The organism is Bombella apis, from assembly GCF_018221685.1.
In the GTDB taxonomy this organism is placed as follows: Bacteria; Pseudomonadota; Alphaproteobacteria; order Acetobacterales; family Acetobacteraceae; genus Bombella; species Bombella apis.
In genome coordinates, this window is the sequence record NZ_JAGJTM010000004.1 from 453,929 (window position 1) to 475,678 (window position 21,750).

Sequence of the window (21,750 nt, forward strand, 5' to 3'; positions counted from 1 at the left end):
CATGACCGTAGAAGGAGAAAGAAAGATGTTCAGATGCCCTCATGCCGTCATGGTGATGACACTTGGTCTGCTGTCTGCCGTGCCAGCTTCTGCGGCTGGGCCGAAGGATGGTCGGGCCGCAGCTGTGGAAGCCGTGACGGAAAAAGGGGGAGGTCTGCCGGAAATCATGGCGGCTGAACATCCGGGAGTAACGGCCCGGTCCGCTTTTGCCGGGCCATGGCGTTATGGTTGTGCCTATCCGGCCAAGGGCAGCCGACAGGGGACGCAGTTCTGCACCATCCAGCTGGAACGCATGACGGGGACGACGATGGATAGCGGATTTTTCCTGCTGGCTCATGCCACGCCAGACCTCATCAGGAAGCCGCTGGCCCAACAGCCCTGGCAGATCAGCCTGAACCTGCCGACACGCTTGCCGTTCGACATGAAGGCCACTCTTCAGCTGAGCGTGGATAACGGGCAGGCCGTGCCTTTGCCCCTGCAATCCTGTGACGAGACAGGCTGCATGGCCCAGCAGGAGCTTCCGGTCAGTGCCGTGCAGGCTCTGTCATCGGGGAAGACGGCACAGCTGACGGCGAAGACGAAAACGGGCGAGACATGGGCCTATGAGTTCCCGCTCTCCGACATCCAGACGGGGATGCAGCAGATCGCAGGCTGGCTGGAGCGGGGCGAGCTGAACCCGTAAGAAGCGGGCCGGCCTTCAGCCCTTCCTGCCATCACGGATGAGCAGCAGGAAGACGAGGCTGAACAGCGAGGCCACGCAGATGATCGTGGCCATGGGGCGGGGTGTGGCATCCGCCAGCAGCCCCACCAGCCCGGACCCGATGATGCCGCTGCCATAATGGACGGCTCCCGTCATGGCGGAGACGGTGCCCGCATGGGCGGGGTCATCATGCAGGGCACCGGAGAGGGAATTGGCCACGATGAATCCGGCCATGGCGACATAGAGGAAGAGCGGCAGGAACAGCCCCCACAGCCCGCCATAATCAGTCCAGACATCAGCGACCAGCCAGAGCGAGACCAGAACGCTGATGATGACCCCCATGACAAGCAGCCTGTCGCTGCCCCATGCGTGGACCAGCCGGGCATTGATCATGTTGGCCGTCATGATGCCCACGATGCCCATTCCGAAGAGCAGCGCATAGAGCAGGGAGGAGGCGTGGTGGTAGCTGATATAGGCAAAGGGGGAGCCGGAAATGTAGGCGAAAGTCCCCGCATAGTAGCAGCCGCCGGCACAGGCATAGCCCAGCAGGCGGGGGCGGCGGATGAGGTGGGCATAGTGTGAGAAGGCATGGAGAACGGAGTGGGGGCGTTCATCCCGCTTCGGCAAAGTCTCCGGCAGGAAGAACAGGCTGCCGAGCATGATGAGGCCCACACAGACCAGACTGACGAAGATGGCCCGCCAGCCCCAGAAGGCCAGAATCTGTCCGCCAACCAGCGGGGCCAGCAGAGGCGTGATGGCCGTGACGGTCATCAGTGTGGAGAGCATCTGGGCGGCACGGTGGCCGTGATAGAGGTCCCGTACCATGGCCCGGGCGATCACGACATTGGCGCAGGCCCCGATGGCCTGAAGGAGGCGGAAGGCGATGAGTGTCGTGATGGAACCGGCAGCGGCACAGCCTGCCGACCCGAGAGTGAACAGGACCAGCCCGATGGCAATGGGCAGCCGTCGGCCATAATGGTCACTGACCGGCCCCCAGATGAGCTGGCTGAAACTGAACCCCACCAGATAGCCGGAGATCGTCCAGGCCATTTCACCTCCCGGCGCCTGCAGGGCCTGCGCCATGGTGGGCATGGCCGGCAGGTAGAAATCGGTGGAGATGGCCGCAAACCCCATCAGGACGCTGAGAATCCCCAGCAGGCGGAGGGAGTGGACGGTTGGTGGCTGTGTGGCGGTGGAGGACATGCCTCAAGAGATGCGGGGCCGTTGTCGGCCTGTCAAGCAGGGGCGGTACATGGGCATGGCGGGTTTCTGCCGGAGTGACCTTGCCATGCCGGTCCAGATCGGCACGATGGGGCTGGTGATGGATGGTGCGGATCATCCGGCAGCGGGAGGCCGGGCCGGTGGAGATGGAGGAGAAAGACCCATGCCGACAGGAACGCAGACGGACGCTCACGTCCCGCCCATGCATGTGCTGGCACGGCGTGCCCGTGAGGCAGCCGGGATTCTGGCCGTATGTCCGGCAGGGCAGCGGACGGCGGCACTGCGCCATGTGGCCGCAGGCTTGCGGGACGGAACGGAAACCTTGCTGGCTGCCAATCGCCGGGACCTTGAGCAGGCCAGTCTCAGCCCGTTCTTTCAGGAGAGGCTGATCCTGACGGCGGAACGGCTTGAGGGCGTGGCCCGCAGCGTGGACGCCCTTGCGGGCATGGAAGACCCGGTCGGACAGGTTCTGGCCGCATGGCAGCAGCCGAATGGCCTGAAGCTGCGCCGTGTGGCCACGCCACTTGGCGTGCTGGGGATGATCCATGAGGGGCGGCCCACCGTCGGGGTGGATGCGGCCATTCTGGCCATTCGGTCCGGCAATGCCTTGCTGCTGCGGGGCGGGCCGGAGAGTTTTCACAGCACACAGGCCCTGCATCATGTGATCCAGCAGGGGCTGGCCCGTGCTGGCCTGCCGGAGGATGCCGTGCTCATGGTGCCGGATGCCGGACCGGAGCATGTGGGGGACATGCTCCGTGCAGCAGGGCTGATCGACGTGACCGTGGTCCGTGGCGGGTGCGCGCTGGTGGAGCGTGTGCAGGCCGAGGCACGGATGCCGGTTCTGGCCCATGCGGCGGGGCTGTGCCACAGCTACGTCCATGCGGCGGCGGATCATGAGCTGGCCCGGAGGGTCGTGCGCAATGCCAGGCTGCGCCGTCCCGGCATCTGTGGGGCCACGGAAACGCTCCTGATCGACGCTGCCATTGCTCCGGGTCTCCTGCCGCAGCTTGTGGCCGATCTGGCAGCAGAGGGCTGCACCTTCCGGGCTGACGAGGCCGCCCGCAGCATCCTGCCGGAACTGCCCGCTGCCACGGAGGAAGATTTTGCCACGGAATGGCTGGACAAGGTTCTGAACATTTCCGTTGTGGCAGGGGTGGATGCGGCACTGGCGCATATTGTCCGCTTCTCGTCCCGTCATACGGAGGCGATCCTGACGGAAGATGAGGCCGTGGCGCAGTATTTCATGCAACGTGTCCCCAGTGCCATCGTGATGTGGAACACCTCGACGCAGTTCAGTGATGGTGGTGAATTCGGACTGGGTGGGGAAATCGGTATCATGTCAGGCCGCCTGCCGCCCCGTGGCCCGGTTGGCCCGGCCCAGCTCATGACATGGCGTTATGAGGTGCACGGAACAGGGCAGCTGCGCCCGTGACGGACCGGGATGACCCTTCCAGACCATTCCTGAACCGGAACGGGCCGTGCATGGTCATGTAAACGGATCGTGACGTGAAACCGTTTGATGCGCTCCGGGAGGGCGGTTGACGTGCGGGGCGGGGCGGGGCAGAAGGTGGTCTTCATCAGGAAGAGCTGTTGAACTGAAACAGCTTGACGTGATGGCCGATATTCGCAGAAGGTGGTCTTCATCAGGAAGAGCTGTTGAACAGGAGATGCCCCATGTTCCGAGATGAGATGGATACGACCCGGCCAGGTGAGGCTGCTGCCAGCCATGAAGGCGAGGGCGTGTCATCCGTGGGCAGGCGGGCGTTTTTCTCCGGTGTGGCGGCTCTTGTCATTGGTCTGCTTCTCGCCGCTCCTGTAGTTGCCGAAGCTGCTCCCCTCTCCATTCCTGCCACCATTACCATGACCATGCCCAAGGGTAGCGAGACAGTCATGGTCTGTACGTCCAAGCTGAATCTTTCGGACGTACAGGTTGCTTGTCGTCCTACTGAGAAGGTCGTCAAGAAGTTCCTGATAATGGCAGGGATTTTCGAAGTGGTTGGCATCGTCCTTCTTGTTCTTCTGATTGAGGGCATTGCCTTCTTTCTTCGGAAGCTGTGGGCACGGAGGAAGTCATGACGTTCTTGTGTGAACACTGGCCTCGTCTGTTTGCGATGAACATCCTTCCCATTGGATTCAATATCGGCATCACAGTCTATGCCTGTGCGAATGGCATCATCTCGTTCCCAGTCTGCTGTTGCCGTCAGCTATCTGCCGCAGGAAGACAGCGATGCCCGTGAAGTCGCCGTACTGATCCAGAAGGCCGGACGGAAAGCGGTGTTTCTGCCGGGTGACATACGGAAGGAGACGACCTGCCAGAAGATCGTTCACAGGGCCGTTCTGGACGCCGTTGCAGGTCTGTGGCGCTCAGCCGCAGTCCGTCGTGCAGCATTTCGGGGAGGAGACACCCTAGTACCGTCCCGGACAGCCGGTGGAGATTGCGCCGGTCTATGTCACCCTGGCCTCTCAGGAGAGCAGCTACGTGACCGGGCAGGTCTGGGGCATCACCGGCGGTGACGGCGTACCGGGCTGAGGGAAGGCGGGCTGCCTGTGGAGAACATGAGGCGCATGCTCTTTCGAAATATTTTTCCGAGATCGTAACATTCTCTGGGCTGCATTCTCTGGATTATACGGCAGACATGAGGTAATAAGCCGCCAGAACAGCCTGAGAATAAGGATGGTCATGGCGGCAAGGGTGCGGAAACTGCTTTGTACAGCTGCAATGTCGGCTGGTGTTTTTACCGCTTCTGAAGCATCTGCGGACGTGACCCTGTTTTCCCGCAAGGATATCACCCTGAATGCCGCTCTCGATATTGGGGGTGATGCCTTTTATTTCCCCAATGCCAATTTTGGCACGGGCTCTTATGCACCGCACAAGGCGGGTTATTACACACGCACGAAAAATGTTGGTCTTGGTGAGCTGTATGGCCAGCCCATGCTTTCAGGCACATGGCAGACCCCGTGGGGTTTTTCGGTGTTCGGGCTGGTTTCGGCCATCGGGTCCACGACGTTGGGTGACGGCGATGCAGAGAGCGTGAGCCAGACCTCCGGCACGCCCCGACAGGTGAATCTTGAGGATGCCAATCTGGGCGTGAAGATTCCGCTGAATGGGAAAAGACGTCTGATCATCGAGGGGGGACGGCAGAAATTCCAGATTGATGACGGTTTTCTCATGGGGAAGGGAGCCTACAGCTCTGGTGAGCGTGGGGCATGGTGGTATGCGCCCCGGTTTGCTTTCTCCGGGCCGGGGGTCATCAAGTATGAGGGGACATCCATCCGGTCCGATGTGTTCATGCTGGAGAACAACAGCAACAACCGGCAGACCTACGGCAATGACAAGCCGGAAACGAAGTTTGTCGGTTTTGACGTGACGCTCTTCCGCAGCCGTCCGGATGGAGATGGCGGCTCGTCCTACGGAGACCGGGCGGCTTATGTCACGCTGACCTATTTTTATGTCCGCCATGCCGACAAGGGAGCGGCCTACGATTACTCCAACAGGGCGGACCGGCAGGGTATGAGCGTGACGGCCCTGAGCTGGGGGGGAACGCCCTTTGCGATGAAGAGCCGCCCCTTCACGAAGAACATCACCTTCTATGGCAATTTTGTTTCCGAGCAGAACAGCCACGCAGGCAATGGGTACAAGGGGGTCAGTGCCTATGCCGTCTATGTGGAACCGGGCTATACGTTTTCCCGGGTTCCGTGGCGGCCTCATGTTTTCTACCGTTACACCCGCTTCAGCGGGGGGCGGGATCCCCACAGCCGGACGAAGCACAATTACGATACGTTTTTTCTTTATGATGGTGCCCGTTACACGTACGGTGGTTACTGGCCGGGGGAGATTGTGGGGAACAACATGTCCCCACTCTCCAACATGGAGGTCCATCAGTTTGACATTACCGGTGTGCCGCCCGTCCATCTGCTGAAGAAGGATGATGAGCTGAAGCTTGGCCTGCATTTTTACGATCTTGCCTATCTGTATTCCACGGGCGCAGGCCTGCCTGCGGGTACGAAGCGACATATGTCGGATGAAGTCAACGTTTCAGCAGAATATGCTTTTGATGCGAATACATCCGGTGCGATTGCAGCGGGTGCTGCCTTTTCTGGTCCAGCAGGGCGGGCACTGGCCAAGGCTGGCGTGCCGGATGGACAGACCATGCCGAAGATCCATGGAGCTTCCGGTGTAATGGAAATTTATTTTTATAAACATTTTTAATATTAGCGCCCATCATTCCGTTTCTGTTCTTCTGTCCGGTTTGATACGGAACAGGGCGTGGAAGGGTTAATAAACTGCCATTTAGAGCGTGTTTTCGTGAGGCAGTATCGTCATGATGAAGAAAAAGAATAAATTTTATATTGTCTCCATTTCATAGACTGTACTGATAAACAAGTCAGACGGTCGATAGACAAGGAACGGTTCTTCTGTAATAAAATTGTGAGGAAAATTTCCAAAAGGTTCCTCATATGTCATCAAAACTGCGGAAACTCTTCGTTTCGTTGGCCGCTTTGGGCAACGTTTATGTGATTTCTGACGCTTATGCTGACCAGACACTTGTTGCGACCAGAAACATTTCTCTCAAGGCCTCTCTGGATATTGGGGGTGATGCGTTCTTTCTGCCCAATACCAACTTCGGGACAGGGTCGTACCGTGAAAAGCGGACGGGCGGCTATGCCCTCATCAAGGATACGACATATGCCGAGCTGTACGGCAAACCCATTCTTGCAGGGCAGTGGAAAACGCCCTGGGGGTTCAGCGTATTCGGGCAGGCATCGGCCATTGGCTCCACGACATTGGGGGATGGCGATGCCGAGAGCATTTCCCAGACGACACGGACCCCTCGTGCGGTCACGCTGGAGGAGGCCAATCTGGGCATAGACCTGCCCTTCAACAAGGAGCGGAAGCTGATCATTGAGGGAGGACGGCAGAAGTTCCAGATTGATGATGGCTTTCTGATGGGGAAGGGTGCTTACAGCTCCGGGGACCGTGGCGCCTGGTGGTATGCGCCCCGGTTTGCCTTTTCCGGCCCTGGTGTCATCAAATATCAGGGGAAGGCGCTGCGGGCGGATGTCTTCATGCTGGAGAACAACACCAACAACAAGCAGACCCGCAATAATGACAGGCCGGAGACCAAGTTTGAGGGGTTTGACATCACATGGTTTCGCAGCAGGCCAGGAGGGGATGGCGGGGCCGTCTACGAGGACAGGGCGGCTTATCTGACCCTGACCTATTTTCATGTGCGGAAGGCGAATATCGGTTCAGCCTACGACTACGCCAATCGTGGGGACAGGCAGGGGATGAATGTCAGTCAGCTGAGCTGGGGTGGTACGTTCGTGCCCATCCGGGCGCTGGGCATCTCAAAGCACTTCACGCTCTATGGCACATTCGTTTCCGAGCAGAACAGCCATGCGGGCAATGGTTACAAGGGGGTCAGTGCCTATTCGACATATATCGAGCCAGGCTATACGTTCACCAGCCTGCCATGGAAGCCGCACGTCTTTTACCGTTACACCCGTTTCAGCGGGGGGAAAAACCCACATAGCCGGACAAAGCACAATTATGATACGTACTTTCTGTACGATGGGCGCCGGTATACCTATGGTGGCTACTGGCCGGGGGAAATTACGGGCATGTATCTGTCTCCCCTGTCCAATATGGAGATCCATCAGGTGGATCTGACAGGTGTCCCACCTGTCCATCTGTTGCGCAAGGCGGACGAGCTGAAGCTCGGCCTGCATTTCTACGACCTGTCTTTTCTCTACCCCACAGGGTCGGGTTTGTCCCGCAATGTGGGGAGCCACATGTCGGATGAGCTTGATTTCTCCGCAGAATACACGTTTGATGGCAACACATCAGGAGCGATTGCTGGCGGTGTTGCTTTTGCGGGGCCAGCGGGAAAGGCACTGGCAAAGGCCGGTGTTCCGGGAGGTATGCCTATGCCGCCCATACATGGGACATCAGGTGTGCTGGAGCTTTATTTTTACCGTCACTTCTGAGAAGGAACGGAGTTTTAATCTGTTCCGGCTTCCATTTTGACAGTAGATGTTACAAAATGGGAATGACTTAGCGGAGAACCCGTCATCTACTGGATGGGCGATTTGCACAGCCAACTATTCATAAGGACCTTTTCATGAAGGAACCCACCACTGACCAGGCTCAGGCCGAAGATAAGGGGCTCTCGAGTCGTCATATTGCGATGATTGCCCTCGGCGGCGTGATCGGCGCCGGGCTTTTTGTTGGTAGCAGTGCCGCCATTGCCAAAGCGGGACCAGGCATTGCGCTTGTGTTCGTTGTCGTCGGATTCCTGATCATGGGGATCATGCGGATGCTTGGCGAGATCGTTGTCAGCGACCCGGGGCGTGGCTCCTTCGTGGAGTATATCCGCCTTGCGCATGGTGACCGGATCGGCTTTGCCTCCGGCTGGCTCTACTGGTTCTTCTGGGTGGTCGTGATCGGCTCGGAAGCCATCGCTGGTGCCATGATGCTGCGGGACTGGATCGACCTGCCTGTCTGGCTGCTGTCGATCATCCTCATCCTCAGCATGAAGTTTGTGAATTTCTTTGCCCCGAAGATTTTTGGTGAGTGCGAGTTCTGGCTTTCCAGCATCAAGGTTTTCACCATCGTGGCCTTCATCCTGCTGGCGCTGCTGTATGTCCTGCATGTTTTTGGTCCGGGTGTGCCGGTCCATCACAACCTGTTTGGTCGTCGTGGGCTCTTCCCCAACGGGATCGTGCCGCTGCTGGCGCTGGTGCCGACCGTGCTGTTCACCATGATGGGCTCCGAGATCTCCACCGTGGCGGCGTCCGAGACGTCTGATCCGGGGCAGAATGTCTCCCGTGTGACGCGGACACTCGGCCTGCGCATCATGATGTTCTACGTTTCCTCCATCTGCCTGATCACGATGATCGTGCCGTGGTGGAGCCTGTATCCGGGCAAGTCCCCGTTCGTGGCCGTGCTTCAGACCATGGGTGTGCCGGGTGCTGCGCTGATCATGCAGATCGCCATCCTCAGCGCCGTGCTGTCCTGCCTGAACTCCAGCATGTACATCACGTCCCGCATTCTGACAGAGCTGGCCATCCAGGGGGATGCCCCGGCGTTTCTGGTGCGTACGTCGCCGGACAAGGCGCCCCGCATGGCCATTACCATCAGCTCCGTGGCTGGTCTTCTGGTCGCCTTCTCCTCGATCTTTGCACCGAGCGAGATTTTCGGCTTCCTGCTGAACTGTAGTGGTGGTCTGATCCTGCTGACATATGCGCTGATTTCCACGACGTACATCGTGCTGCGCCGCCGGAGCAAACGCTCTGGGACGAGCAAGCACTTCACCCTGCCGCTTTTCCCGTATCTCAGCCTCCTGTGCCTGGGTGCCATCATTCTGGTATTCGTGGCCATGCTGATCAATCCGGGTGAGCGCAACACGGCTTTTGCTTCTCTCGGTACGGCGGTCGTCTGCTACCTGATGGCCTGCAACTTTGCCAGCCGTCTGGCTCCCGTAACGACGGAAGAGCCGGCTGCGGTTGAAGAAGAAACCGGTAAAGAAGGCGAGTAAGCTGGAGGAAGAGGGAAGGCCTGCCTCCCTCTTCTGACAGAAGAGTCTTTTCTGAAGAAAACGGACCTGCCCTCTGGGTGGGTCCGTTTTTTTGTGGCGACTGATAACGGGGAGAAAGGTCTACCCCAGGGAGACCAGAATGGCTCCCAGCCCGATGAACAGGACTCCCAGCCAGCCCTTGAGGGAGAGTTGCTCCCCGAGGACGGTGACACTGAGTATGGCCACGAAAACAACGCTCAGTTTGTCAAGGGGGGCAACACGGGCAGCATCGCCCAGCTTTAGGGCACGGAAATAGCAGAGCCATGAGGCCCCCGTCGCCAGACCGGATAATAGCAGGAACAGGCAGCCCCGCATGTTGAAGCCTCTGGTCTCGTGAAATTTGCCTGTAATCAGCAAGATCATCCCCAGTACGCCGAGTATGACCAGCGTGCGGATGAAGGTGGCCAGGTCGGAATCAATGTTGTTGACGCCAATCTTGGCGCACAGAGCTGTCAGTGCAGCAAAAACTGCTGAAAGCAGAGCCCAGAAGACCCATGAGGTGGAAAGCATGATGATGTGTCCTCCTGATATTGTGGCAGAGACGTTCTGAAAGATGATCGGATGGGCCTGCGGGCTGTCTTCGTGTTTCAATCATGGTGGGGAGTAGACATCATGGCAATTCTGCTTCTTTGACGGGAATGGGCTGTTCAGAGTGCTGGTAACGTCTTTCAATTGCGAATGAGAATCAATTTTTAATTGAATCGAAAAATTTTTCCGATATCAATAATAAGAATCATTAACAGTTATCGGAGCCGCCATGCCCACCCTTACTTTCAGAAGGCTGTTCACCCGGTCCCGTTATTGTGCTGTGCAGGTTGCAGTGATTGGCCTGCTCTCGTTTTTCATGGAAAGTACAGCTCAGGCCCGTGCCCCCGTGGTCAATCTGGGCAATGCTGCAGCGGCAGGGGATGAGAGTGCAGACGGCCTCTTCGGGTTTCTGTCAAACTGGAAACGGGATTCCAACCTGCTCGGCAGCATGTGGGGCCTGCGGACAGCCATGGGGAAGGCGGGGCTGGTTTTTGCCCTTCAGGAGACGTCGGAGATTTTCGGCAATGTCACGGGGGGAACACGGCGGGGAGCCGCCTATGACGGCCTGACTGTTGCGGTGCTGCAACTGAATACGCAGCGGGCCTTTGGCTGGTACGGCGGTACCTTTCAGGTCAGCATGGAACAGATACATGGGCGCAGTCTCAGTGATGACAATCTTCAGGTGGCCCAGACCATCAGCGGGATCGAGGCAGACCGTTCCACCCGCCTGTGGGAAATGTGGTTTGACCAGAAATTTCTGGACCAGCAGGCTCTGGACATAAAGATCGGCCAGCAGAGCCTGGACCAGGAATGGATGGTGAGCAGCAATGCGCTCGTGTTTGCCAACACCATGTTCGGCTGGCCCATGGTGCCTTCGGCGGACATGCCCGGTGGCGGACCGGCCTATCCGCTCTCCTCACTGGGGGTGAGGGCGAAATACTGGATGGCCACACCATTATATGTGCAGGCTGGCGTGTTCAGTGGCAGTCCTGCTCATAATGTCAGTGTGGATGCTCAGAAGAGCAATCCATCCGGGACGAGTTTCGTGTTGAACCGGGGTGTGCTGGCTCTGGTGGAGTTCCAGTATGTCTATCCCGCCCTGGGGGCCATGGTCTCGCCAGATCAGGCCGATGCGCTCTCACGGGTCTATCGCATCGGGGCCTGGTATGATTCCGAGCCTTTTGCGGACCAGTACTGGGACAACATGCACGTGCCGCTTGCGTCTCCGGCAAGCAGTGGCGTGGCCCGCCGTCACCGTGGCCTTTTCAGCCTGTATGCGGTGGTGGACCAGATGCTGTGGCACAGCCATTACGATCCCAACCGGACATTCAATGTCTTTGGCCGGGCGATGGGGACGCCGCAGTCCGACCGTGCGCCCAACGATTTCAGCCTGAATTTCGGCTTCACGTTCAAGGACCCGCTGCCATACCGGCAGGATGACACGCTGGGGCTTGCCATGGGCTACACGCATTTCAGCAAGGCGCTGGCCAAATTTGACAGGGCGACCCGGTTCTACAACGGGAGCTACATGCCGTCCCAGAGCGGGGAAACCTACATGGAGCTGATGTATCAGTGCCAGATGACAGGCTGGCTCCAGCTCCAGCCGGACTTCCAGTACATTTTCAATCCGTCAGGTGGGGTGCCGAACACTCTCCACCCTGACAGGCGCGTGAAGGACATTGCCGTCCTTGGTCTGCGTGCGATCATTGCCCTGTAGGAGGTGCTTCATGAAACAGTTTCTACGCAGAATGCTGCCCGGCCTGGCCTGCCTCGCTTTCGCCGCCGTGTCTGCTCCACAGGGAGGGGAGGCTGCTCCGAAGGGGTTTCTGGAGACCATCCGCCGCCATGCCATGCTGGCTTCCACAAGTCCGGGCAATGGTGATCTCAATCCCTATGCGATTTATCTGGTGCCGCAGGATATGGGCAGCCTGAAGAAGGATGAAGTGCTCATCACCAACTTCAATAATGTGAACAATCTTCAGGGAACCGGCACGACCATCGTGGCCTATTCGCCCGTGACAAAAAACATACGCCTGTTTGCCAGTGCCCCTGCCAATCTGGCAGCCTGCCCGGGGGGGATCGGCTTCACGACAGCCCTAACGGTGCTCAAGGCGGGCTGGGTCATTGTTGGCAGCACGCCAAGCAAGGATGGGACAACAGGCACGAAGGGGGATGGCTGCCTTCTGGTTTTTGATGCCAACGGAAAATTCGCCACGGCGTGGAAAGGACCGGACATTACGGGGCCGTGGGGGAATATTGCCAGCATTGATAACGGAGACACGGCCACGCTTTTCATCTCCATGGCGGCGGCGGGGCTGCCAAGCCCCTATGTTCTGGACCCGGCAACGCATTATCCACCCATCCTGCACAATGCGACGGTCATGCGTTTCAATCTGCATGTTCCGCCGGGTAAGCCCCCTGTGCTGGACAGACAGTCAATCATAGCGACCGGGTTTGCCGGTCGTGCCGATCGTGACAATTTTCTTTTTGGGCCAACCGGACTGGCTCTGGACAGTGACGGCACGCTGTATGTCACGGATGGCTATGATGAGGAGGTCACGGCCATTGATGATGCCGTGAACCGCACGACCCCCGTGACACGTCAGAATGATGCCGTAGGGCGCATCATCACCAGAGGGCAGCTGCTCAACTGGCCACTGGCGATGATCTGGGTGCCGGGGCATCACCTGCTGGTGGCCAACGGGCGCAACGGGCAGGTTGTCGAGATAGACCCCGTGGCGAAGAAACAGCTCTATGCCCAGTGGGTGGACAATGACCAGGCCCAGCAGCCCCCGGGCAATGGCGACCTGTTCGGTCTGGCGATGACCCCTGACAACAGGGGATTCTATTATGTCGAAGATGACATGAACACGCTCAATGTTGCCCTTCCGTGAAAGTAGAACCATGACATTTTCTCTTTCCCGCCGCACTCTTCTGGGGGGGGCGCTGGGGCTGGCAGGGCTGGAGCTGATGCGCCCCGCCACCAGCCTTGCGATGGCCTCTTCCCTGCGTCATCAGCCTGGCATCATGCTGCCGCAGCTGCCGTTCCTGTATTTCATCACGTTTGATCTCACGGCGGAGAAGAAGGCCGATGTGGCCGACATGATGAGGGCATGGACGGAGGCCGCCGAGGCCCTGATGGCGCACCGGCCCGCCCCGCATCTTGTTGATTCCGGTGATGTGGATGGTCTGGAGCCGGCGAGCCTGACCCTGACCTTCGGCTTCGGGCCGGGGCTGTTCACGAAGGAGGGGAAAGACCGGTATGGTCTTGCGGACCGGCGTCCGGCTCCGCTGGCCGACCTGCCCCGCTTTACGGGGGATCAACTCGTTCCGGCCCATACGGGGGGTGATGTCTGCATCCAGAGCTGTGCGACGGATCCGCAGACGGCCTTTCATGCCATCCGCATTCTGGCCCGTCTGGCCGACGGCAGGGCAACCCCACGCTGGGCACAGACCGGTTTTTCACCGGAGTTTGGCCGGCATCAGACACCCCGCAATCTGATGGGCTTCAAGGATGGCACCATACAGCCCGATATAGCCAATCCCGCCGTGGCGAAGCGGGTCCTCTGGGCAGCCCCGACGGACGAAGCGTGGATGCAGGGGGGAACCTATCTTGTGGCCCGCATCATCCGCATTGCCCTGGAGCATTGGGACCGTACGAGGACGGGCTTTCAGGAGGAGACGATGGGGCGTCAGAAGCAGAGCGGTGCCCCCATTGGTGGCCATCATGAGAATGAGCCGCTGACTCTCAGCCAGACCGACAAAGACGGGAATCCTGTCACGTCTGAAAATGCTCACGCCCGCCTTGCCGCCCCGCAGGAGAATGGCGGTGCGGAGCTGCTGAGGCGGTCTTATTCCTATGATAACGGTTTGAGCTACATTGCCGAACGCTGGCCCCCGTGGCGGCAGGGCAACGAGTTTGACGCCGGGCTGATGTTCCTCGCCTATCAGCAGGACCCCCGCACGGCCTTCACCAGGATATTCGAGCGCATGTCGAAATTCGACATGATGAACCAATACACGACCCACATAGGCAGTGGCCTGTTCGCCTGCCCGGGGCGTCTTGATGGTCATTATGTGGGCGAGGAGCTGCTGGGGTGAGGGGCTAGTTCCTCTTTTGTGTGGGGAAGGCTTTTTCTAAAATTTGTAATGAGGATAGTGGGCGTATTTTTGTCATCCCTTATTTCATGGATAGTCAGTAGGTTGAGGTGGCTTAAATTCTATTATCATTAACGATTAAGTTTTCTTGGAGATCAAAAACTTTAAAGGGTTATTCTGTTGTTTGATAAGGTGATGCATGTGATACTTGGAGATGAGAAAGATGTTGGGTATCTTTTTGAAAGTGGAATTGTAGAGGAGGGCATTTCTTTCTTCTTCATGTTTGTATATTTTTTGATAAAAAGTACGGAATGAAAGAAAAGTAATACAGTTAAGAGGCCGAGAGACTGACAGTGAAAATTCATGAAATTGAATATCGCTTACAGAAATTATTGAACACGAATCCTAGAGAAGCGATTCGTGAAGTGAAAAAACTAAAATTAACAGTTAAGGATTCTATAGATTATTTTGATCTGGAATATGTGAAGGCCTGTATTTTGGTTAATGCTGGAAGTCTCATAGGGGAAAGGAACGTTATTGAAGAAGGCTTAAGAGTATTCCAGACGTGTCATGAAAAACGTCCCAATCCTGGAACGGCCTATAACTTAGCAAATGGCATATGTGCCATGGTTGGTACGCCGCCACATGATGAAGGTTGGTTGGATCATCAGGAGAGAACACGGCATGACCGTAACAAAATACGTCAATATTTCTGGAGTGCAGCAGACGGCGGCAAGTTTCACAATAAACTCAGATCAGTTGCTTTGACAAATCTTGGAAATCAATTTTCCGCTAGTTTCCGATATGGAGATGCGCAGGATGCATGGTTTTTTGCTCTGAGGGCAGACCTGAAGAATGGGGTTGCGGCCTGTTGTGCGGCGCGGAATCTCTTTTATTTGTATCAACAGGGAATGGGGTCTGATGCGACTCTTGAACAGATAAGAAGACTGAGTAGAATTGTAAGGCTGAATAAGGAGAGACTGACCGAATACACCAGTCAAAAAGAAGCTGACAATATTCTGAATTTTGTGAATCAGTGGGATGAACCTTTGTCTCAACCTTCGTCTGAGAGTCTTTATGTGCAATGGGTTAAAGATGAACGCCTTGCCCTTGCGCCGGTTTTGGAGGCCGTGAATTCTACTTCAGAAACCTTGGATTGGCTGTGTTTGCCCGGAATCGTAGTCCCGGTAGGTGAAGGTCAGCCAATCATATTTTCCATGTTTAATATGCTGAAAAGTGATTATATCCTGGCACGTGATCTGACATGGAGGGCTTTAGATAGAGATCACTGGGCGGATATAGAAGGGTTTGCCAGTACATCTGATGGTGCTTTATATGGAGCGGATGTATCGGCCCTTATTTTGGCCCATCGTTCTGTGTTAGATATTTTGGATAAAATATCCGTTTTTATTAACAGATATTTTGAAATTGGCGAGAATATGAAAGGTACAAATTTTAGCAAGCTGTGGCGTGTTCCTAAAGGTTTAAATGGAGAGTCTTCTCTAAAAGATAAATTTAAAGAAATAATCAATTCTGGTGTTCGAGCCCTTTATGGTCTGGTTGAATTGTCAGGAGATTATAACTCTGGAAATGGCATTTTTAATGCACACAAAAACATACGAAATTCCTCAACACATCGTTTTATGATATTGCATGAATATTTGTTTCCTGAGTTTCCTGAAGAAGAAAGAATTTTTGATGAAATAAAAAGATACGAATTCTCACAATTTCAGGATGAGGTTCTTCAGGCACTTCGTATTGCACGATCTGCGTTGCAAATACTTGTTTTGTCGATAAAACAGAATGAGGATATATTATCGAAAAATAGAGAGGGTGTTTGTTTGGAAATTGATGTTCCTGATTTTAGAAGAATGTAGCTGTGTTTTTTTAGATTTTATTCGACAATTCATGGTGGAGCACAATCTTACTTGCTCTAGCGTGGGAATGGCACGCTCGTCTCTGAATTTTTTGATACCGTCATTCTAATTCTTGTCCAACTTTTAGTAATAATTGTCTTTTTGCTGTATTAGGTTGGACGGGGACGGATAGCGTACCAAGAACTATCAGGATAGTGGTCCGATCAGGACACGGGAGACCTCATAGCTCAAGTCAAACCTGAGTCAATTCTTTGTGGCACTGTATTTGCCTTCGACGGTAAAAAGACATCAGAAAGCTGGGGAAAATCCATGGTGGACCCGGCGCGATTCGAACGCGCGACCTTTGCCTTCGGAGGGCAACGCTCTATCCAGCTGAGCTACGGGTCCCCGTTGGCGGTACTTTTAACGGCAAGTGGCGTGCTTGCCTAGCCCTTGCGGCACTCTTTTTTTATCCATGTCAGCGTGTCTGTTCCAGCCAGAGCCACATGGTGGCGGCACTGTCTCCGCCAGAGGGGAGAAAACGGTCAGGCCGCTCGATCCATGAGATGATGTCCCTGGCCGGACGGTCCTGCGGTTCACGGGTGATGAGGTGATACCCACGGGGCAGCTCATCCAGCCGGAAGAGGGACGGTGGAGCCTGCCGTATCAGCCGACGTGTGGCAGAGGCGGGGACGAACTGGTCCCTGTCTCCCCAGATGAGCAGGGTCGGTATCTGTACGGAGGGTGCCTGCTCCAGCGCATGGGCCATCAGATGCGTCAGCCCTCTCAGGGCGTGCACGTTCGTGCCGTGGCGGGTCAGCGGGTCGAAGAACATGCGGCGCATGGCCCGAAGATTGGCCGTGGCGACATGATGCCCCGGCATATGCGCACCCGTCAGCCGTGCCTGTGGCGTGATGAGGTTCCAGCCTTCCAGAAGGGTCTGCCACGGCTCACCAATCGTCATGATGGCCGGGGCCAGAAGGATCAGCCCGTCAGGGCGGGGAGTCGACAGGGACGTGCTGGTCAGGAGGGCAAGGGCACCCCCCATGCTTTCCCCCATCAGATGGAGGGGCTGGCCGGGCCAGCGCTGCTGGCACCAGCGGGCTTCCTCCACGGCATCGGCAACCATCCTGTCGGTCGTGCTCCATCCCCCCTTGGCGGGGAATTCGCCAAAGCCCCGCACGTCCGGTGCGACGATGAGAAAGCCCGCCCTGTTGAGGGCCGGGGCCATGACCTCCCAGGCGTCCCGGCTGTCTCCAAAGCCATGAAAGGCCAGAATGATACCACGTTGGGGAACAGTTGCCGGGTAGAGCCGTACCGGTGCTCTGCGGCCATCGGAGAGGGCAATTGTCGCACTGGCTGGGATGTAAGCCGCCTCGGCCGGGCGGTGGGGCAGGCTCCGGGGGGCTGGGGGTGTCTGGCATCCTCCGGGCAGGCCCATGAGCAGAAATGCGGACATGACGGACAGGGAGCCGTTTTTAAAACGGCGGAAATCGGCTAGAGAAGAAAGCATCTGCAAGACTGATCTGCCAGCACGGGCAGGGGAGAAAGACGGCGTGACGTCAGAAAACACACATCTGGTTCTGGTGGATGGTTCGGGGTTCATTTTCCGTGCCTTCTTTGCCATTCCCCCCATGAGCAGCCCGGAGGGTGTGCCCGTCAATGCCGTCTATGGCTTCACCAACATGCTCTCCCGGCTCATCAAGGAGCATGAAGGCCAGCCGATGGCCGTGATCTTCGATGCAGGCCGCAGGACATTCCGTAACGACATTTACCCTGATTATAAAGCCCATCGCCCCGAACCGCCGGAAGACCTGCGCCCCCAGTTCGACCTCATCCGTCAGGCAACCGACCAGTTCGGGATTCCGGCCATCGAGCTGCCGGGCTGGGAGGCGGATGACCTGCTGGCGACCTATGCCCGCCTGGTCGTGGAGCAGGGCGGCAGCTGCACCATCATCTCGTCAGACAAGGACCTGATGCAGCTTGTCCGCCCCGGTGTTTCCCTGAAAGACCCGATGAAGCAGAAGCCCATCGGTCTGGCCGAGGTTGAAGCCAAGTTTGGCGTCACGCCGGACAAGGTGGTGGATGTGCAGGCCCTCATGGGGGATTCCACCGACAACGTGCCGGGCGTGCCGGGCATCGGCCCCAAGGGAGCGGCGCAGCTGATCAATGAATATGGATCGCTGGAGGCCGTTCTGGCGGCAGCCCCCGGGATGAAGCCCTCTAAAAGGCGGCAGAACCTGATCGACCATGCCGAAGGTGCCCGCATCTCCCGGCAGCTTGTCCTGCTGGCGGATGATGTGGCCGTGCCGACACCTGTCGATGAGCTGCGGCCCCGTGAGCCGGACGCCGAAACGTTGCGGAGCTGGCTGGAGAGCATGGGGTTCTCTTCCATTCTCCAGCGCATGGGTTTTGGCGGCAAGGCCCGTCACCCGGCACAGCGCAGGCCCGAGGCCAGCCCGGCCTCAGCTGCGGCAGAGGGGCAGGATGCCGGGGAGATACCCCGCAGTGAGGCTCCTTTCGGTCCCTATGAGACCGTCACGGACAGGGACACGCTGGCCCGGTGGATCAACGCCGCCCGTGCCGCAGGACGTGTGGCCGTGGATACGGAAACAACCGGCCTGAACGCCCGCACGGCCGAAATTGTTGGCCTGTCTCTGGCCGTGGCTCCGGGCAGGGCCTGTTATGTGCCGTTCCGTCATGAAGGCACGCTGGAAGCTCCCGTGGGCGACCAGCTGGACGTGAAGGCAACGCTGGATCAGCTGGCCCCGCTGATGGCCGATGAGGCCGTCCTGAAGATTTTTCAGAATGCAAAATATGACCTCACCATCCTGCGGCAGGCCGGTCTGGAGGTCATTGCCCCGCTGGATGATACAATGCTGCTGTCCTACGCCCAGTCCGCCGGGGCGCACGGGCAGGGCATGGATGAACTCTCCCGCCTGCATCTGGATCATACCCCCATTCCCTATGATGACGTGACGGGCAAGGGGCGCAACCGGGTGCCTTTCACGCAGGTGCCGCTGGATAAAGCGACTGCCTATGCAGCGGAAGACGCCGACGTGACGCTGCGCCTCTGGGAGGTGCTGCGTGTGACGCTGCCCCGCCAGAAGGCGGCGGCCCTGTATGAGGAAATGGAACGCCCGCTCATCACCGTTCTGGAGCGCATGGAGGAAGCTGGCGTGCGGGTGGACGCCGATGAGCTGCGCCGCCTGTCGGAGGATTTTGCCACCCGCATGGCGGAGATGGAACAGGGGATTCATGACCGTGCGGGGCGGCCCTTCAACATCGGATCGCCCAAGCAGCTGGGGGAAATCCTGTTTGATGAGATGGGCCTTCCCGGTGGCAAGCGCACCAAAACGGGCTCGTGGGGAACGGATTCCCGTGTGCTGGAAGAGCTGGCCGAGCAGGGCCATGATCTGCCGACGGCCATCCTGAACTGGCGGCGTCTGGCCAAGCTGAAATCCACCTATGCGGATGCGCTGCTCAAGCTGATGGACCCGAAGACCCAGCGTGTGCATACCACCTTCCAGATGACGACCACGACTACGGGGCGTCTCTCCTCCAACGAGCCGAACCTCCAGAACATTCCCATCCGCACGGAGGAGGGGGCACGCATCCGTCAGGCTTTCGTGGCGGCTCCGGGGTACAGGCTTCTGTCTGCCGATTACAGCCAGATCGAGCTGCGCCTTCTGGCCCATGTGGCGCAGATTGAGCCACTGCTGGATGCCTTCCGTCACGGGCAGGACATCCATGCCCGCACGGCGTCTGAAGTGTTCGGCATCCCGTTGGAAGAGATGGACCCGCTGACAAGGCGACGGGCCAAGGCCATCAATTTCGGCATCATTTACGGCATTTCGGCCTTCGGGCTGGCCCGGCAGCTTCAGGTGCCGCAGGGTGAGGCCAGACGCTATATCGAGGCCTATTTTGACCGCTATCCCGGTATCCGGGATTATATGGAAAAGATGAAGGAAGAGGCCCGGGAGAAGGGCTATGTGCTGACCCCCTTCGGTCGCCGCTGTTATGTGCCGGGAATCACGGCAAAGCAGGCAGCGCAGCGGTCCTATGCCGAGCGTCAGGCCATCAATGCTCCCCTGCAGGGTGGAGCGGCGGACATCATCAAGAAGGCCATGGTCACCCTGCCGGACCGTCTGGCCGAGGCCGGGCTGAAGGCCCGGATGCTGCTTCAGGTACATGATGAGCTGCTTTTTGAAGTCCCGGAAGCCGAGGCTGAGGAGACGGCGGCCCTCGTGAGGGAGGTCATGGAATCCGTGGCCAGGCTAGATGTCGCTCTTTCCGTGGAAACGGGGCTTGGCCAGAACTGGGCTGAGGCGCACTGATGCAGCCGGACAGGAATGAGGAGACAGGAACAGACATGACGGACCGTTCGAAGACCGGGGCAGGCCCGGAAACTGACCCGAAGAAAACAGTCGTCCGTCGGGCCGGGCTGGTCGTTCTGGGGCTGATCCTGCTGGCAGGGCTGCTGGGCTATGGTGGTTACTGGCTCTCCACAGGGGCGGATGAAGGGGCACGGGTTCACGCACAGGGCAATGTGGTGGGCGGCTCCTTCCGGGTCTTTTCCCTTGGTGGTGGCATGGTGACGGAAGGTGATTTCCGGGGCTCATGGACGGTCGTCTGGTTTGTGGACCCACGCTGCCCGCCGGAACGCTGCCAGCCTCCGCTCAAGGCTCTGGACCAGACCCTCGTGACGATGAAGCAGAAAGGCCAGCTTGTCCTGCCTCTGGTCGTCTCGCTGGATGCCCGGGCGGAAGACCCGGACACGCTGAAGGACTATGTGATGGGCGTAGCCCCGCACATCTTCCCGGTCTTTGCGACCCCGAACATGACACAGGCCATGACACGCCTCTACCATGCGCCCTATGCGTTGGAGCCGGGGCAGAGTTACTATCAGTCGGCTCCATCTTTTGTGGTCATGACACCGGAAGGACATTACGCTGACACGCTGCCCGTGACGGATGATGCAGCTGGTCTGACGGCGGGTCTGGAACAGATCATGGCCCGTTCAGGACAGAATTGAGAGCAAGGAAGAGCCCACATGCTACGTTACCCCATTCTTCTGCTGGATTATGACGGCACTTTGGCCGAGACCCGCCCTGCCATCCTGCGGAGTCTGGAGGAGGCCTTCACGGATATCGGCCGGACGCCACCGCCCCGTTCCTACCTGAAGGAGCGGCTGGGCAAGGGGGATGCGCTACAGGGGTTCTATCAGAACATTGTGGATGAAGGGGCCTCCATGGATGAGGCCCAGCGTTATGTGGCTGCCTACCGCCAGCGTTATGCCCAGGCGGATGAGGAAGAAACCTATCTGTATGACGGAGCCCATGAGGTGCTCCAGATTCTCCAGGGGCGGGGCTACAGGATGATTGCCGTAAGCAACAAGCACGGCCCGACCCTGCGGCACAGCCTTGCCCGGTTTCAGCTGGAGCCGTTTTTTGAGGCGTCCATCGGTGCTGAAGAGGGGCTGCCCCGCAAGCCGGAGAAGGAGGTTTTCACGCAGCGTCTGGCCCATATGCTGCCGGGCTGGGGGGCGGAGCAGTGCCTCATGGTGGGTGATACGACAGCGGATATCGGGTTTGCCCAGACCCTTGGCATGGATGTCTGCTGGGCCAGTTACGGTCACGGTGTGGCAGAGGTTTGCAGGGAGATGAAACCTACCTATCAGTTTGACAGCTTGTGGGAACTGCCGAATCTGCTGTCAGAAACGGAAAGCTGACAGAACCCGGCGGACAGGTTCATACGGAACAGGCCCGGC

Annotated in this window: 17 protein-coding genes and 1 tRNA gene; 14 read left to right on the forward strand and 4 right to left on the reverse strand. The window is 58.0% G+C overall.

Annotated features, from left to right (window positions below; genetic code table 11):
* Positions 1–25 precede the first annotated feature (25 nt).
* On the forward strand, positions 26–682 hold the full coding sequence (locus J8Z04_RS05260; RefSeq protein WP_192848003.1) for an invasion associated locus B family protein: 657 nt from the start codon (positions 26–28) through the stop codon (positions 680–682).
* A gap of 15 nt (positions 683–697) precedes the next feature.
* On the opposite strand, the gene J8Z04_RS05265 is transcribed toward J8Z04_RS05260, so the two are convergent.
* Positions 698–1,903 carry a multidrug effflux MFS transporter gene (locus J8Z04_RS05265; RefSeq protein ID WP_086431146.1) on the reverse strand — a complete coding sequence of 402 codons (1,206 nt, stop codon included), beginning with the start codon at positions 1,901–1,903 and terminating at the stop codon, positions 698–700.
* 181 nt (positions 1,904–2,084) lie between these two features.
* Between J8Z04_RS05265 and J8Z04_RS05270 the strand changes: the two genes are divergently transcribed.
* The 6 genes from J8Z04_RS05270 to J8Z04_RS05295 all read left to right on the forward strand — a co-directional run bounded on the left by J8Z04_RS05270 (position 2,085) and on the right by J8Z04_RS05295 (position 9,459).
* Entirely contained in the window at positions 2,085–3,353 is a 1,269-nt protein-coding gene (locus J8Z04_RS05270) for a glutamate-5-semialdehyde dehydrogenase (protein WP_192848325.1), read from the forward strand.
* Positions 3,354–3,595: 242 nt separating this feature from the next.
* Positions 3,596–3,997, forward strand: a complete 402-nt coding sequence (locus J8Z04_RS05275; protein ID WP_192848004.1) for a hypothetical protein — start codon at positions 3,596–3,598, stop codon at positions 3,995–3,997.
* A gap of 90 nt (positions 3,998–4,087) precedes the next feature.
* The gene (locus tag J8Z04_RS05280) at positions 4,088–4,435 is read left to right on the forward strand and encodes a hypothetical protein (RefSeq protein WP_197981594.1); all 348 of its coding nucleotides are present in this window, start codon (positions 4,088–4,090) and stop codon (positions 4,433–4,435) included.
* A 247-nt stretch (positions 4,436–4,682) separates the two neighbouring features.
* Positions 4,683–6,131, forward strand: a complete 1,449-nt coding sequence (locus tag J8Z04_RS05285) for an alginate export family protein (RefSeq protein ID WP_332067140.1) — start codon at positions 4,683–4,685, stop codon at positions 6,129–6,131.
* 248 nt (positions 6,132–6,379) lie between these two features.
* Positions 6,380–7,909 carry an alginate export family protein gene (locus J8Z04_RS05290; protein ID WP_192848005.1) on the forward strand — a complete coding sequence of 510 codons (1,530 nt, stop codon included), beginning with the start codon at positions 6,380–6,382 and terminating at the stop codon, positions 7,907–7,909.
* A 134-nt stretch (positions 7,910–8,043) separates the two neighbouring features.
* Positions 8,044–9,459 (forward strand): amino acid permease, encoded by a 1,416-nt coding sequence (locus J8Z04_RS05295; protein ID WP_052349139.1) that lies wholly within the window; start codon positions 8,044–8,046, stop codon positions 9,457–9,459.
* Between the two features lie 120 nt (positions 9,460–9,579).
* Here J8Z04_RS05295 and J8Z04_RS05300 read toward each other — a convergent pair whose 3' ends face one another.
* A complete protein-coding gene (locus J8Z04_RS05300; protein ID WP_043561539.1) occupies positions 9,580–10,008 on the reverse strand; it encodes an EamA family transporter in 429 nt (142 codons plus the stop codon).
* Between the two features lie 247 nt (positions 10,009–10,255).
* Here J8Z04_RS05300 and J8Z04_RS05305 point away from each other — a divergent pair, with 247 nt between their 5' ends.
* The 4 genes from J8Z04_RS05305 to J8Z04_RS09455 all read left to right on the forward strand — a co-directional run bounded on the left by J8Z04_RS05305 (position 10,256) and on the right by J8Z04_RS09455 (position 16,001).
* A complete protein-coding gene (locus J8Z04_RS05305) occupies positions 10,256–11,743 on the forward strand; it encodes a carbohydrate porin (RefSeq protein WP_081562965.1) in 1,488 nt (495 codons plus the stop codon).
* A gap of 10 nt (positions 11,744–11,753) precedes the next feature.
* Positions 11,754–12,920, forward strand: a complete 1,167-nt coding sequence (locus J8Z04_RS05310) for an NHL repeat-containing protein (RefSeq protein WP_143539796.1) — start codon at positions 11,754–11,756, stop codon at positions 12,918–12,920.
* A gap of 10 nt (positions 12,921–12,930) precedes the next feature.
* Positions 12,931–14,127: a Dyp-type peroxidase gene (locus J8Z04_RS05315; protein ID WP_192848006.1), complete on the forward strand. Its 1,197-nt coding sequence runs from the start codon at positions 12,931–12,933 to the stop codon at positions 14,125–14,127.
* A gap of 350 nt (positions 14,128–14,477) precedes the next feature.
* Positions 14,478–16,001: an LA2681 family HEPN domain-containing protein gene (locus J8Z04_RS09455; protein WP_192848007.1), complete on the forward strand. Its 1,524-nt coding sequence runs from the start codon at positions 14,478–14,480 to the stop codon at positions 15,999–16,001.
* Between the two features lie 310 nt (positions 16,002–16,311).
* Here the strand turns inward: J8Z04_RS09455 and J8Z04_RS05325 are convergent.
* Both J8Z04_RS05325 and J8Z04_RS05330 read right to left on the reverse strand, forming a co-directional pair.
* Positions 16,312–16,388: transfer RNA gene (locus J8Z04_RS05325), tRNA-Arg, on the reverse strand.
* Between the two features lie 70 nt (positions 16,389–16,458).
* Positions 16,459–17,439 carry an alpha/beta fold hydrolase gene (locus tag J8Z04_RS05330; protein WP_232086309.1) on the reverse strand — a complete coding sequence of 327 codons (981 nt, stop codon included), beginning with the start codon at positions 17,437–17,439 and terminating at the stop codon, positions 16,459–16,461.
* Positions 17,440–17,536: 97 nt separating this feature from the next.
* Here J8Z04_RS05330 and polA point away from each other — a divergent pair, with 97 nt between their 5' ends.
* The 3 genes from polA to J8Z04_RS05345 are packed head-to-tail and all read left to right on the forward strand — an operon-like array spanning position 17,537 to position 21,711.
* Positions 17,537–20,317, forward strand: a complete 2,781-nt coding sequence (gene polA / locus J8Z04_RS05335) for a DNA polymerase I (RefSeq protein ID WP_332067156.1) — start codon at positions 17,537–17,539, stop codon at positions 20,315–20,317.
* A 35-nt stretch (positions 20,318–20,352) separates the two neighbouring features.
* Positions 20,353–21,015, forward strand: a complete 663-nt coding sequence (locus tag J8Z04_RS05340; RefSeq protein WP_192848008.1) for an SCO family protein — start codon at positions 20,353–20,355, stop codon at positions 21,013–21,015.
* 18 nt (positions 21,016–21,033) lie between these two features.
* Positions 21,034–21,711, forward strand: a complete 678-nt coding sequence (locus tag J8Z04_RS05345; RefSeq protein ID WP_043560784.1) for an HAD family hydrolase — start codon at positions 21,034–21,036, stop codon at positions 21,709–21,711.
* Positions 21,712–21,750: the final 39 nt, after the last annotated feature.